Origin of the sequence: Gluconobacter sphaericus, from assembly GCF_016757795.1 — a bacterium.
GTDB lineage: Bacteria > Pseudomonadota > Alphaproteobacteria > Acetobacterales > Acetobacteraceae > Gluconobacter > Gluconobacter sphaericus.
This window is the reverse complement of the sequence record NZ_CP068419.1, coordinates 1119345-1133025: the sequence shown is the minus strand read 5'-3', so window position 1 is coordinate 1133025 and position 13681 is coordinate 1119345. Positions and strand designations below refer to the sequence as shown.

11 protein-coding genes and 1 pseudogene are annotated in these 13681 nt (G+C 58.9%); 9 read left to right on the top strand and 3 right to left on the bottom strand.

Features of this window, described 5'->3' with window-relative positions; translation table 11 throughout:
* Positions 1–87 precede the first annotated feature (87 nt).
* From IGS75_RS05400 to flgA, 5 genes are all read left to right on the top strand, one after another.
* Entirely contained in the window at positions 88–555 is a 468-nt protein-coding gene (locus IGS75_RS05400) for a RidA family protein (protein ID WP_062027944.1), read from the top strand.
* A 33-nt stretch (positions 556–588) separates the two neighbouring features.
* Entirely contained in the window at positions 589–1752 is a 1164-nt protein-coding gene (locus tag IGS75_RS05395) for a GNAT family N-acetyltransferase (RefSeq protein ID WP_237469010.1), read from the top strand.
* Positions 1753–1834: 82 nt separating this feature from the next.
* Positions 1835–2575, top strand: coding sequence for a flagellar basal-body rod protein FlgF (gene flgF, locus IGS75_RS05390; protein WP_141353394.1), 741 nt, complete (start codon positions 1835–1837; stop codon positions 2573–2575).
* 33 nt (positions 2576–2608) lie between these two features.
* The gene (flgG, locus tag IGS75_RS05385; protein ID WP_141353392.1) at positions 2609–3400 is read left to right on the top strand and encodes a flagellar basal-body rod protein FlgG; all 792 of its coding nucleotides are present in this window, start codon (positions 2609–2611) and stop codon (positions 3398–3400) included.
* 2 nt (positions 3401–3402) lie between these two features.
* Positions 3403–4395, top strand: a complete 993-nt coding sequence (gene flgA, locus IGS75_RS05380) for a flagellar basal body P-ring formation chaperone FlgA (protein WP_202257857.1) — start codon at positions 3403–3405, stop codon at positions 4393–4395.
* A gap of 34 nt (positions 4396–4429) precedes the next feature.
* On the opposite strand, the gene IGS75_RS05375 is transcribed toward flgA, so the two are convergent.
* The 3 genes from IGS75_RS05375 to IGS75_RS05365 all read right to left on the bottom strand — a co-directional run bounded on the left by IGS75_RS05375 (position 4430) and on the right by IGS75_RS05365 (position 9915).
* Entirely contained in the window at positions 4430–7735 is a 3306-nt protein-coding gene (locus IGS75_RS05375) for an efflux RND transporter permease subunit (RefSeq protein ID WP_202257856.1), read from the bottom strand.
* An 80-nt stretch (positions 7736–7815) separates the two neighbouring features.
* Complete coding sequence (locus IGS75_RS05370) at positions 7816–8619, bottom strand: SDR family NAD(P)-dependent oxidoreductase (protein WP_202257855.1); 804 nt, start codon at positions 8617–8619, stop codon at positions 7816–7818.
* 90 nt (positions 8620–8709) lie between these two features.
* Entirely contained in the window at positions 8710–9915 is a 1206-nt protein-coding gene (locus IGS75_RS05365; RefSeq protein WP_202257854.1) for a lipase family protein, read from the bottom strand.
* 177 nt (positions 9916–10092) lie between these two features.
* On the opposite strand from IGS75_RS05365, the gene IGS75_RS05360 reads away from it, so the two are divergent.
* The 4 genes and pseudogenes from IGS75_RS05360 to IGS75_RS05345 all read left to right on the top strand — a co-directional run.
* Positions 10093–10344 (top strand): DUF3297 family protein, encoded by a 252-nt coding sequence (locus IGS75_RS05360; protein WP_041112680.1) that lies wholly within the window; start codon positions 10093–10095, stop codon positions 10342–10344.
* A complete protein-coding gene (locus tag IGS75_RS05355; RefSeq protein WP_202257853.1) occupies positions 10341–11309 on the top strand; it encodes a nucleoside hydrolase in 969 nt (322 codons plus the stop codon). Before IGS75_RS05360 ends, IGS75_RS05355 begins: the two co-directional genes overlap by 4 nt.
* A gap of 38 nt (positions 11310–11347) precedes the next feature.
* Positions 11348–12583, top strand: a complete 1236-nt coding sequence (locus IGS75_RS05350; RefSeq protein ID WP_202257852.1) for an NAD(P)/FAD-dependent oxidoreductase — start codon at positions 11348–11350, stop codon at positions 12581–12583.
* Positions 12584–12798: 215 nt separating this feature from the next.
* Positions 12799–12978 (top strand): annotated as a pseudogene (locus tag IGS75_RS05345) (IS5/IS1182 family transposase); the annotation flags it as partial.
* Positions 12979–13681: the final 703 nt, after the last annotated feature.

The window sequence follows — 13681 nt, the reverse complement described above, 5'->3', positions numbered from 1 at the left end:
CTTGCCCCCTTGGCATCGGGCCGTTCCCGCTTCAACATATGGCCCTGTCAGATGCCCGTTCCGGGCGCCCCAACCGGAGATTTTCCCATGACCGCGACCCCCGAATCCCGCCTCGCCGCCCTCGACATCACGCTGCCGGTCGCAGCCGCTCCAGTTGCGAACTACGTCACGACCGTACGGACGGGAAACCTGCTCGTCGTGTCTGGCCAGCTCCCGCTGGTGGACGGCAAGCTGCTTATCACCGGCAAGCTGGGTGACGAAGTTTCGGCCCATGCCGGTGTGGCCTGTGCCCGCGCCTGCCTCATCAATGTTCTGGCACAGGCCAAGGCCGCGCTCGACGGCGATCTTTCCCGTATCACGCGCGTTGTCCGTCTGGGCGGCTTCATTGCCTGCACGCCGGAATTCACCGATCACGCTACCGTCATGAACGGCGCGTCCGATCTGGCTGTGGACGTGTTCGGTGACGCCGGACGCCATGCACGCTCCACGATCGGCGTGCCGAGCCTGCCCGTGAATGCGCCGGTCGAGGTCGAGGCGCTGTTCGAAATCGCCTGATACGGGAGAAACCGAATGGGAGAAGCGGAGACCATGCCGTCCCCCGACTGGAGCCTGAGCCTTCATGCCTCGATCCACGAGATCGGGGCCGAAGCCTGGGACGCCTGTGCGGGAGCGGACAATCCGTTCGTCTCCTTCGGTTTCCTGTCCGCCCTTGAAGACAGCGGTTCCGTTGCGGACCGTTCCGGCTGGCTGGTCCGTCATGCCGCCTTGCGCGCGCCGGACGGCACCATCGCGGCCCTCGCCCCGCTTTATGGAAAATCCCATTCCTGGGGCGAGTACGTCTTCGACCAGAACTGGGCCCGAGCCTATGAAGCGGCGGGCGGCCGCTACTATCCCAAATTCGTCTGCGCCGTTCCGTTCTCTCCGGTGCCCGGCCCGAGGCTTCTGCTGCGTCCGGATCTGCCGGATCCGCAGGCCGTGGCGCAGGCCCTTGCCGCCGCGCTGATTCAGGCGACGGCGCAACTCGGCCTGTCCTCCCTGCACGCCAATTTCTGCGACGCGGCTTCGCTCGATGCCTTCACCGGGGCTGGCTATCTGCCACGCACAGGCCTTCAGTATCACTGGCAGAATAACGGCTACACGACGTTTGACGATTTTCTGGCCGCGCTGTCCTCCCGCAAACGCAAGTCCATCCGTAAGGAACGCAGCGCTGCCCAGTCCTGTGGTCTGACCTTCAGCACGCTCCGCGGAGACGACATCACGCCGGAAGACTGGAAAGCGTTCTACCGCTTCTACCAGTCCACGATCGACCGCAAATGGGGCAGCGCTTATCTGACGGAGCGCTTCTTTCCCATGCTGTCCGAGCGCCTCGGAGACCGCGTGGTCCTGATGATGGCCCATCATGATGGAAAAGCCGTTGCAGGCGCCCTGAATCTCATGGGGACCGACGCGCTGTTCGGGCGGAACTGGGGCTGTGAGGGCGACTGGCCCTTCCTGCATTTCGAGCTGTGCTATTATCGTGCGATTGCTTTCGCCATCGAACACGGCCTCTCCCGTGTTGAAGCCGGGGCGCAGGGCGAACACAAGATCCAGCGTGGCTATCTCCCAAGCTTCACCCACTCGGCCCATGCCATACTCGATCCCGGTCTGCGACAGGCTGTCGCAGCCTTCGTGGAAGAGGAACGGACAGCCCTGCAGGCAGAGGCGGCGGAGCTGCTGACTCTTTCACCATATCGTCACGGCGAGTCGGGTTGAAGGTGTTCGTTTAACGATTAGGAAAGCTTTGTGCCGCTACGCTGTGCTCCGAAATCGGGATTGACCGGAGCCTGTAACGCCCATGGAGAACAGTACCTATATCGCGCTTTCGCGCATGGATGCCCAGCAGCGCGCCATGTCCGTGGTTGCGGACAACATGTCGAATGCATCGACCGTGGGCTACAAACGCGAAAATGTCCTTTTCAGTGACTTCCTGTCCCATCAGCACGGCTCCAAACAGGCCGAGGGTGCGGATACGGAATCCTACACGCAGGACCGTGCGACATACCGGGACTTTCAGCAGGGCGATATGCAGTCCACCGGCAACCCGCTGGACCTCGCGCTCGGAGGTGAAGGGTATTTTCAGGTCCGCACCGCCAATGGTGTGCGCCTGACGCGGGCAGGACGCTTCGAGGAACAGCAGGACGGCGCTGTCGTCGATGAAAGTGGCAATGCCCTGCTGGACCGGGATGGTCAGCCGATCGTTATTCCCCAGACCGACCACCGCATCACCATTTCCGCCGATGGCGTGATCTCGACCGAAACCGGCGAACAGGGTCAGATCGGCATCGTGACGGCACAGGACGACAACAGGCTTCAGGCCGAAGGCAGCAGGCTTCTGCGGACGGATCAGCCCACAACCGCTGTGGAGCGGCCCAACATCGTGCAGGGCATGGTGGAAGGCAGCAACGTCCAGATGATGACCGAAGTGACGAAGATGATGGAAATACAGCGGAATTTCCAGTTCATGGCGCAGTTCGTGGATGCCGAAGCCACGCGCCAGAAAAACGCCATCGACAAGATCGTTCAGGTCTCGGCCTGATTATTTCCCCTGACGGGACAAGGATAATTTTCCATGCGCGCACTCGACATTGCTGGAACGGGCATGCAGGCCCAGCAGACCAACGTCGAAACCATTTCCAACAATATCGCGAATATGAGCACCACGGGATATAAACGCTCCCGCGCAGAGTTCCAGGATCTGATCTATCAGAATCTCCGTCGCGTGGGCGCAAGTTCGTCCGATACCGGAACGACCATTCCGGCTGGCGCGCAGGTCGGCCTTGGGGTGAAGACGGCGGCGATCTACCGCATCAACGATCAGGGCAGCCTTGAGCAGACCAGCAACTCCCTGGATCTGGCGGTTCAGGGGCGCGGTTATTTTCAGGTCCAGCTTCCATCCGGGCAGCTTGCCTATACCCGTGACGGCACGTTCTCGATGGACAACAATGGTTCGCTCGTGACGGCGGATGGCTATCTTATCAGCCCCACGATCACGATTCCCAACAACGCCCAAAGTATCTCCATCGATCAGTCGGGACAGGTCAGTGTGCAGATCGCCGGGCAAAACAACACAACACTCGTCGGGCAGCTTCAGCTTGGCATCTTTACCAATGAGAATGGTCTGGCCGCGATGGGACAGAACCTGTTCACCCAGACGACAGCGTCGGGCGACGCCATGATGGGTAATCCTGAAGCCGTCGGCTACGGTAGTATCATGCAGGGCTACGTCGAAAACTCGAACGTCAACGTCGTGACCGAGATCACCGATCTGATTACGGCGCAGCGTGCCTATGAGATGAACAGCAAGGTTATCACAGCGTCGGACGATATGATGAAGACCGTGACCAATCTGGGTGGTAGCTAAGTATGAGCCGTATCCTGCTGAAAGGTGGCATCCTGCTACTGGCAGGATGCACAATACTGTCGTCCACCTCTGCCGCAACCCTGCGAACAAACGTCAATGTCGATCATCCGCGTGTACGCCTGTCCGACCTGTTTGCCGATCTGGGCAAGGGACAGGATACCGAGATTGGCGATGCCCCGGCATTGGGGGCCAGCTATGTGGTCGGTGGTCCACAACTGACAGCCATCGCTGCACAGTTCGGCGTGGACTGGCCCGATGCTTCTCCGCTGGTGTCCACCACCGTGACACATGCGGCGCGCATGATCACGGTGGATGACGTGCTTCCCGTCATCCGGCAGGGTCTGGAACTTCCGTCTGAGGCCCGGGTTGAGATAGCTCTGACCGGGTTCAAGCCTGTTGCGGTTCCCGTTGCGGACCAAGCGGCACCGACAATCTTGCATATCGACCGTCCCTCTCATGGCAGCGAGCATTTTACCGCACGCCTTGAGGTTTCTTCTGCAAGCGGCGGCCAACGGACGGCCTTCAACGTGAGCGGAACGATGACCATGGAAATTCGGGCTGTAACCCTGCGTCACGCCATGCATCTAGGGCAGCCTATCCTGCCGGAAGACGTCGCCATAACCTTTGTTCGCATCGGTCTGATTCCAGATGACGCTCTTCAGTCTCCTGAAGATGCTATCGGTCTTGAGGCGCGGGGTGTACTTGCCGTCGGTCAGGTCCTTAGCGTATCTGAACTCGCACATCCGCAACTCGTGCATCGCGGATCACCGGTTGTCGCGACATTTTCCGGCCCGAGCCTGCACCTGACCGTTTCAGGAACAGTTCTAGAAGCAGGCGGCAAAGGCGAAACCGTGCATGTCTACAATGCCAGCAGCCGCATGGTTCTGACAGGACGTGTGGTGGGTCGGACAGAAGTGGAAGTCATCCCCGGCATCATGCCGCTTTCCGCCGACAATCGGACGCATCAGCAGACAACCTCCCTCCCGTCCCTCTGACTCTATCCTTTGCGTGGATTGCCGCTCCTTTGGTTCAGGCCTGTCTGGCAGGGGGCTCGGTGCCGCTATGTCGACGCACAAGGCCGAGCAGCCAGTAGCATAAACGTTTGCTTCTCATGCCGATGGCATCCATCCACAAATAGACAATCGGCGTCGTGTATAGTGTCAGAAGCTGGCTGACGATCATGCCGCCAAGGATTGAAACGCCCAGCGGTCGGCGCATTTCCGCGCCATATCCGTTGCTGATGATGAGTGGAATCGCGCCCAGCGCGGCGGCGAGGGACGTCATCAGGATGGGGCGGAAGCGCGTGATGGATGCCTTGAAGATGGCATCTTTCGGAGACAATTTTTCGATCCGTTCAGCGTGGATTGCAAAATCAATGACGAGAATGGCGTTCTTCTTGACGATACCCGTCAGCAGGATAATGCCGATCATGGCGATGATGCTGAAGGATTCTCCTGCGATCCACAGCCCCAGAACCGCGCCAATACCGGCGGACGGCAGAGTGGAGAGGATCGTGATGGGATGGATCAGGCTCTCATAGAGAATACCCAGCACGATATACATCACGGCAATCGCGGCAAGGAACGCCAAGCCGCCGTTGATCATGAGCTTGCGGGTATCACCGGCCGTCCCAGTAAAATCACCCATAACACCATCGGGGGCATGAGTGGTCTGCAGGGTCTGCTTGATCAGATCGACCGCATCGTTGTAGCTCACGCCGGTCGCCAGATCGAAAGAGATATTGGCGGAATAATAGCTACCGCGATGGGTGATATCGAGGGGCTGCGGCTTCCACAGGATGGAAGCCACGTTGGTCAGCGGGATCATGGTTTCGGTCGAAGACGAGACAGCGGCGCCGTTGGAGGAATTGCCCGAAATCTGGTTGGCTAGCGAGTTCTGAATAGATGCCGTGGCCAGAGACGTGAAGCTGTTCGTGGACGTGCTCACATCACTGCGGACCCGGATCAGGTTGGAGGCCACGCCACCAGCCGCTGTGCCTGCGGCTGTGGAAATCCAGACCTGTCGGAGCATTTCGGGATCCATACGGTATTGCGGCGCCAGCACCATGACGACGCGATGCTCGGTCGTGGGCAGATGGATCGTAGAAACGATGGCTTGGCCGTAGGAATCATACAGCACGTTCTGGATCAGCTGCGGCGTGATGCCATAGCGTGCTTCCGTGTCGCGGTGGACAGTGATGTAGGCCGCAACCGACTGTCCCTCGGTCGTGGAAGACACGTTAACCAGCTTGCCCGAGGCGCGCAACGCGCTCAGCAGGGTCGGGAGATATCCGAACAGGTCGGCGACGTTGTCTCCCCGCAAAACGTAACGATAGCTGCCGGTATTTTTGGAACTGCTGCCGCCCTGGCTGCTCCCGCCAACGCTCCAGAACGAAATATCGGCGCCTGGCTCATTGGGCAGACGCTTGCGGAGCCGGTCCAGAATAACATCGGCGGAGGCGCGCTCTTCCTTTTCCTTCAGATGGATGTAGAGTTCGCCGCTGTTCTTGTCGTCGCTGAAGATGGTTGTCGAGGTGACATCCGGATCCGTCTGGGCAATAGCCCCGACTTCCCGCAGACGCCGATCAATTTCCTGGAACGACATGGTGGCGTCGCCCTTGATGCGCCCTGCCAAAAGCGACATGTCCTGCGAGGGAATGAATTCCTTGGGCATTAACACGACCGAACCCACCAATATCACGAAACTCAGCGGCAGGGTCAGACCCATCAAAATCGGATGGCGCAGGCACCAGTGCATGGAGCGGCCATACTGTTTGAGCGTCCAGTCCAGCGAGGTTTCCGTGATGAAGGCGATGTGGCCGAGAATGCCTTTCCGGGATTCCTCGCCGTGGTCAATTTCCAGCAAACGCGCGCACATCATCGGCGTTAGCGTCAGGGAGAGCCACATTGAGATGACAATGGCGGAAATCATTGTCATGCAGAACTCGAACATGATCGAGCCAGCCCCGCCGGGCAGGAACAGCAGCGGGATGAACACCGCGACCAGCGAGGCGCTGATGGACAGGACCGTGAAGCCGATTTCCGAAGCGCCTACCAGACTGGCCTCGTAGCGGTCTTTTCCCTCTTCCATGTGGCGGGCGATATTTTCCAGCACGACGATGGCGTCATCGACCACGAAACCCACCGCGATGGTCAGGGACATGAGCGACAGGACGTCGAGTGTGAAGTTGAATGCAGCCATGGCGGCGAGCGTGCCGGACAGGGCAATGGGAACCGTTACGGCCGGGATGAGCGTCGTGATCAGCTTGCGGAAGAATAGCAGGATAACGAGCACGACCAGAACAACGGACAGGATCAGCGTCAGGCGTGCATCCGCGAGAGAGGCACGGATGGATCGGGACGTATCGAGGCCTACAACCAGATTGACATCCGCCGGTAGCGCATCGCGCAGATGGGTTAGATTGGCGTTGATACCGTTCACGATTGCCACGGTGTTGGCGTGTGGCTGGGCGGTCACGACCAAGGTGACGGCGCGATGTCCGTTGATGTAGCTGGTCTGGTAGACGTCCTGCACGCTGTCGCTGATGGTGGCGATGTCGCTCAGCCGGACGGGGTAAAAATTGTTGCGATAGCCGACGATCAGGTCTCGGTACTGGGCTGCGTTGATGGCCTGATCATTGGTGGACAGCATCATCCGCTGGCCGTTGCTATCGATGAAGCCTTTGGGCGTGAAGGCATTGGCCGAGGCTAGGGCGGTACGTACGTCCTCGAAGCCGATACCCCATTTGTAGAGCGGACCGGGATTAAGCTCGACGCGGACGGCAGGATTCGTTGACCCCACGACTTCCACACGGCCCACACCCTTGACCTCGGCGAGAAGCGGTTTGATACGGATATTGGCGATATCATAGAGTTCGGCCTGGGTTTTCTGGTCGCCGGTCAGGCTCATCAGATAGACCGGAAAGCCACCTCCATCCATTTTAAACGCCTGCGGGTCGGCATCCATTGTTCCGGTCGGCAGATCGGCTCTCGCTGCGCGCAGGGCGGCCTGTGTGTCCCGCAAGGCGCCGTCGATATTCCGTGACGACGAGAATTCAAGGAAAATCTGGGCCTGTCCGGCATTAGTGTCGGATTCAATGCTCTCCAGATCCGCAATCGATCCGAGCCTGCGTTCCAGAGGCGTAGTCACGGAGGTCGCCATCTGCTGCGGATCAGCACCCGGCTGGGTAGCGACAACCATGATGGAGGTTGTGGTCATGTCCGGCATCGTGGCGACTGGCAAGAGGGGGTAGCAGATGAACCCCGCCATAAAGATGGCGATGGACATCAGTGTCGTCGCGACCGGACGGTCTATGAACAGGCGGCAGAAATTCATGCGGCCAGTTTATCCACAAAACCGCTCCAGGGGTCATTACTGATCGGACACAAAATGTCAGTTATCCGCCGTGCAGGGAGTCAGAAATCGGGCATTCCCGCGGGCTGGGCGGAGGGCTGCGTCATATAATATCGCTCGGACAGCCGAGGCGGGAGCAGGTCCATCAGTCGGGAACCCATGAGCAGCCAGGACGGGAAGGTCACCCGTCGCGTCTGGCGCAGCGTGCCACGCAGGATCCGACGTACGGCCTCTTCCGTGGACACCAGACCCGGCATCGGAAAACGGTTTTGCTTCACCATGGCCGTATCGACAAATCCGCAGCAAACGCTGGTCAGGCTGATGCCAAAACGCTGCAAATGAACCGCATTGGCCACGATGAAGCGGTCTAGCGCGGCCTTGGACGCGGAATAGGAGGGTGTACCGGGATAGCAGACGAATCCCGCGACGGACGCCATCACGCAGATTCGGCCCCGAAGGTTCTCGCCTTTCCGCTGCTGCCTGCGCATAGCCGCCACGACCGGGAAAAAAGTGTTGAGCGTTCCAGTCAGGTTGATGTCGAGCATCTCCCACACACGCTCTTCACGCTCCAGCACCAGACCGTCATCGGTCTCCGGAGGCAGACCGCCCGTGATGCCTGCGCAGAGAAATGCCATGTCGAGCCTCTCGCCGGAAGCGGTTGCAATCCAATCTGCCATGCCCTGCCGGTTTCGGGTATCCAGAACGGCCGGGACAGCGCTGGCGCCCTGTTCATCACATTGCCGGGCCGTTTCCATCAGGCCATCGGTCGCATGATCGCATAGTTGCAGGGAAACGCCGGGGCGGGCCAGCTTCAGGGCAAGACCGCGTCCGATACCGGATGCAGCCCCTGTAATCAGGATATTCATCCGGCGAAGTCTAACAGAGTGTTTCCGGGATGCGACCCCCGCCGGGGTGAAAACATTTCTACCCTGGCGCTGCAGAACGGCGCAGTCCGGTTAATTGCAGTCCGAACGTGGCTTCGTGCCTTGTAGAAGTTGCCCTGCAAAGCTGTGGGCCTCGATAGTCATGGCGGCGAGGGTGCCGTTATGGCTGGCGTTATGAATCCGGTGCGTCACAGCGGTTCCGGCGGAGCAGAGACGGGTGACGAGACGCTTCTGCTGGTTGCTGGAGGTATGCAGATCCTGCGCGCCGGACTCGATGAGTACGGGTGAGGGTAGGGAGAAGCTGGGATATTTCGCCCAGTCGAACACCGGTGCCAGAACACGGCTGGCCTCAGGTTCGAGCAGGGTGGCGGGCGTCAGGCCGGAGCGTTTGGCGATTGGAAAGAAATCCGAGGCGCACATGGATCCGGCCTCATGCAGAAGGCGCTGTCCCCGGGGCGTGAAGGCCTCGTTGATATCCGTGGACGGATCGGCTTCGACCAGCGACTGCCCGAGCGTCAGCAGTTCCGGCACGGCGGGCGAGAAACTGCGTGGGCTGGCGGGATGCAGAAGTTCCTGCGCCGTCTGCTCGTCGAGATAGGGAGGGGCAGCGGCGATTGTGCCCAGAATCCGTAAATGGGGCGAATAGGTTGAAGCCATGGCCGCAGCGGCGAGGGCTGCCTGACCACCCTGTGCGTGGCCATTCAACACAACGTTTTCCGAGAGATCCGGCAGGCGCTCGCGAGCCGCACGGACGGAATCGAGCACGCTCATGCCTTCCGAGCGTGCATTCAACAGAAGCGGCGCGCCGGGCTCGCCCATGCCCGGATAGTCGGTCGCGACGATCGCAAAGCCCTGACGCAGCCAGCCGTCATAGAAATGTGCCTGCACGGTCCCGATCCCCATGACGGAGGGCGCGCAGGTCAAGTGTAGACCGCTTTCCCCATGCGCCCAGGCCAGAACGGGCCAGCCGCCTGCCGGTGCATGACCGTGAGGAATCAGAACCTGTGCGGAGACGCGGACAAGCTGCTGTGGATTGCGGGCATCGGTACTGCGATAGGTCAGACGATAGACCGAGGCCGGCTCATGGGACGGCACGGAATCCAGTCGGATGGCCTGCCCGGCCGAAACAGGTGCACTAACGGACCAGTTGTCGCCATCGTCATCCGAGGCGCAGCCGGACAGGACGGCTCCTGCCGTCAGCAGCACCAGAAGCGATGCGAAGGCGGTCAGTCCGGGAAGGCGGCGCTCCGGTTTGCAGCGAAAAGAGCAGTACGGCATGAGAGGTCTGTCTCCGACGAGGAGTGTCTCTCATAGCAGCGCTGTGCGTCCTGTGGGAGCAGCCATGTCCTTTTGCATAGCTAGACTTGGAGAGCCGCCCATCCGGCGCTACAGAGAAAACCTCTGACGCGCCGGTCCAACATGATCGGATCTGATACAAACGAGGATAGCCCTGCCATGACCGACACCATTCCCGATCGTCTCTCCGCCAGCCCGGACAGCCCGTATTACAACGAAGAGCTGCTTTCGCGCGGCATCGGTGTCCGTTTCAAGGGCGAAGAGCGTACCACTGTCGAGGAATACTGCATCAGCGAAGGCTGGGTCCGTCTGGCCGTCGGCAAGACGCTGGATCGGCGTGGCCGTCCGATGACGATCAAGGTTACGGGCCCGGTTGAGGTCTGGATCAAGGACTCCGAAGAAGAAGCATGATGACACAGGCCGGATCCGCATCGATCATACCCCGCCGCATCGTTATCGACACTGATCCGGGTCAGGACGATGCGGTTGCCATTCTGCTGGCGCTGGCCTCGCCGGAACTGACGGTCGAGGCTATCACTACCGTTGCCGGCAATGTGCCCGTTGCCCTGACGACGAAGAATGCCTGCGCCCTGCTCGAACTTGCAGGGCGCACCGATATTCCCGTTTTCGGGGGCGCGGCACGTCCCCTGCATCGTGCGCCCATAAGCGCTGAGCACGTCCATGGTGAAACGGGCATGGCCGGCGCTGATCTTCCGGAGCCGACATTACGTTCGCAAGCGATTGATGCTGCGACCTGGCTCGTGGATTTGCTGCGTCGTGAACCCGAGGGCGCGATCACGCTCGTCTGCCTCGGGCCGATGACGAATCTCGCTTTGGCGTTGAGCCATGCGCCGGATATCGCGGCCCGGATTGCGGGAGTCGTGGCTATGGGCGGAGCGCAGCGCGAAGGCGGCAACATCACGCCGACCGCGGAATTTAATTTTTTCGTGGACCCGCATGCGGCCCGGATTGTCATGCATTCTGGCATTCCCATCACGCTTCTGCCGTTGGATGTGACGCATCGCGCCATTGCGACACCAGCCCGGCTGGCGCCAATTGCTGCGATCGGCTCGCCAGTCACGGACATGGTAGTGCGGATGCTGGGTGCGGAAGATCGGTTCGAAAAGCAGAAATACGGCTGGGAAGGTGGCGCGCTGCACGATCCGCTTACCATCGGTTTTCTTTTGTGGCCTGAGCTTTTCTCAGGGCGGGACTGCAATGTAGAAATCGAGGTCGACGCGTCGCTATGTGTGGGTCAGAGTGTTGTTGACCTGTGGAACGTAACCAATCGCGTTCCGAACGCATTATGGATCAATGACGTTGATTCAGATGCCTTCTATTCGCTTCTGACGGAAAGACTTGCCCTTTTGGACTAGACTCTTTCCGTCGCTTAATGACGTTGGAGTAACCGAACATGGCAGACCCGACCCAACAGGACCGTTTCTCAGTCGTCATCGTCGGCGGTGGCGCCGCCGGCATCACCATCGCAGCACAGCTCAGGCGTGAACGCGCCAACCTGTCGATCGCCATTATCGAACCGTCCACGACGCATGCTTACCAGCCGGGCTGGACCCTTGTCGGTGCGGGAGTGATGATGCTGCCCGAAACGTTGCAGCAGGAAGGCGGGCTGATCCCGCGCAATGTCACTTGGCTGCGCGATACCGTTGAGAGCTTCCAGCCTGAAGCCAACAGCGTGACACTGAAAAGCGGCCGTGCTGTTGAGTATCGCCGTCTGATTGTCTGCCCCGGCCTTCAGCTTGACTGGGACAAGATCGAAGGACTGCCTGAGACACTGGGCCGCAATGGTGTGACGTCGAATTATTCGCGTGAGACGGCCGCCTATACTTGGGAATGCATCCGGCATCTTGATGGCGGCAAGGCCCTGTTCACACAGCCACCCATGCCCATCAAATGCGCCGGCGCGCCACAGAAGATTGTCTATCTGGCCTGTGATCACTGGCGCCGAGAAGGCTCGCTGCATCGTACGGAAGTCAATTTCTCGCTGGCCGGAAACGCCCTGTTCGGTGTGCCGTATTTCGTCCCTTCGCTCCAGCGCGAGATCGACTATTACGGCGTGAACCTTCATCTGAAGGAAAACCTGATCAAGGTGGACGGTGAGAAGCGCGAAGCCACGTTCCAGATCGTCGGAACGGATCAGATCGTGGTACGCCAGTTCGACATGCTGCATGTCGTTCCGCCGCAGAGCGCTCCAGATTTCGTTAAGAAAAGCCCGCTTGCCAATGAAGCTGGCTGGCTGGATGTCGATCCGACCATCCTGCGTCACAAGACCTATGACAACATCTTCGGCGCCGGGGATGTTCTGGGTACCAGCAACGCCAAGACAGCCGCTGCTGTCCGCGAACAGGCTCCGGTTGTCGTAGAAAACTTGCTGGCCTCGCTTGATGGCCGCCCGCAGATGGGCAGCTATGACGGTTACGGCGCCTGCCCGCTAACCGTATCCTACGGTAAGGTCGTGCTGGCCGAGTTCCTGTATGGCGGCAAGGTTGCGCCTAGCTTCTCCTATGACCAGCGTAAACCCAGCCGCTTTGCCTGGTGCCTAAAGACGGAAGTCTTCCCCCGTCTGTACTGGTATGGAATGCTTAAAGGCTACAACATCAAGGTCAAGCATATGCCCATAGAGACGGGTTGACCTTTTTTTCTTTATCGGAAAAGCAGGAACCTGAACCGGGTAGAGGGACGAACCAGCGGGTCTGCCACTGAAGGGTGAACGGACCCTGGATATAGTTCGCGTTAAGCGTGAGTTGTCGTTGAGCGAGCCGTCGTGTCGGTCAGCAGATAGGTGTTTCTGAGATAGCTCTGCTGGCTCTTGAGATAGTGGACATAGTTTCTGGTCAGGCCGACTGATTCAGAGACGTCCTGGAAAAGAAGAGTATCAAACTCTGCATTCCAGAACGAAAATCTCTCAAATACGACAGGCGGAAATACAAACGCTGCAACTGCATCGAGATCAGGTTTGGAAGGCTCAAGGACTGGCGGCGTGTCGCAATACGCCATGACAGATGCCTGACTTTCTTCTTCCGGTAAATAAAACAGTAGGGAATGGTCCAAACCTTTCGACTCCGGCCATTTTTATAGGCAAAAAGCCTATGATGTGAACGAAACGAGGGGTTGCACCGGAGTCTGACCCTGTGTATAGGGGCGACATTGGTTGGAACCGGTAGCTCAGTTGGTAGAGCATTCGACTTTCAATGGGAGCACAGTCGGGAAACTGGCTGTTGAAAAGACCTTAAACTCGGTGAACGCTCTGATCTTCTAGATCGTGCCAATACCGAGCCAAGCCATCGCAAGATGGAAGGTGTAGAGACTTGACAGGGTCCACCTAACGGCTCCGGCCTATGGTGAAGATAAAGTCCAGACCACGAACCCTAAACGGGGGCGGTGAAAACCGAAGTGGTATGTAATCGAATGGTCCTGGGTTCGAGTCCCAGCCGGTTCACCAATCCTTTAAAAATTCTAGAAAACGGCCATCTTTTAGGCCGGTTTGACACTTTTCCGATTTGGTTTGACTTCGCGTACTTTTTTACTAACACGCACCTTTTTTGAGGAAGAAGTAAATCTGACAAATTACTTCTAAGTGTTTGATTTTTCGATAAAAAAAGAAATATAGACAGTTTAAATCATTGTTTTAACTACTCCTAGTTGGTTCACTATTTCCTATAAATTCTGAAAAATACCATTCTGTCTCTGGCAGGACAGCTTGTGGCGCGTGTCGGTCTGGCGGCGTAGT

Coding starts and splice junctions, on each gene's coding strand:
- IGS75_RS05400 (WP_062027944.1), top strand. CDS start 88: ATGACCGCGACCCCCGAATCCCGCCTCGCCGCCCTCGACATCACGCTG.
- IGS75_RS05395 (WP_237469010.1), top strand. CDS start 589: ATGCCGTCCCCCGACTGGAGCCTGAGCCTTCATGCCTCGATCCACGAG.
- flgF (WP_141353394.1), top strand. CDS start 1,835: ATGGAGAACAGTACCTATATCGCGCTTTCGCGCATGGATGCCCAGCAG.
- flgG (WP_141353392.1), top strand. CDS start 2,609: ATGCGCGCACTCGACATTGCTGGAACGGGCATGCAGGCCCAGCAGACC.
- flgA (WP_202257857.1), top strand. CDS start 3,403: ATGAGCCGTATCCTGCTGAAAGGTGGCATCCTGCTACTGGCAGGATGC.
- IGS75_RS05375 (WP_202257856.1), bottom strand. CDS start 7,735: ATGAATTTCTGCCGCCTGTTCATAGACCGTCCGGTCGCGACGACACTG.
- IGS75_RS05370 (WP_202257855.1), bottom strand. CDS start 8,619: ATGAATATCCTGATTACAGGGGCTGCATCCGGTATCGGACGCGGTCTT.
- IGS75_RS05365 (WP_202257854.1), bottom strand. CDS start 9,915: ATGCCGTACTGCTCTTTTCGCTGCAAACCGGAGCGCCGCCTTCCCGGA.
- IGS75_RS05360 (WP_041112680.1), top strand. CDS start 10,093: ATGACCGACACCATTCCCGATCGTCTCTCCGCCAGCCCGGACAGCCCG.
- IGS75_RS05355 (WP_202257853.1), top strand. CDS start 10,341: ATGATGACACAGGCCGGATCCGCATCGATCATACCCCGCCGCATCGTT.
- IGS75_RS05350 (WP_202257852.1), top strand. CDS start 11,348: ATGGCAGACCCGACCCAACAGGACCGTTTCTCAGTCGTCATCGTCGGC.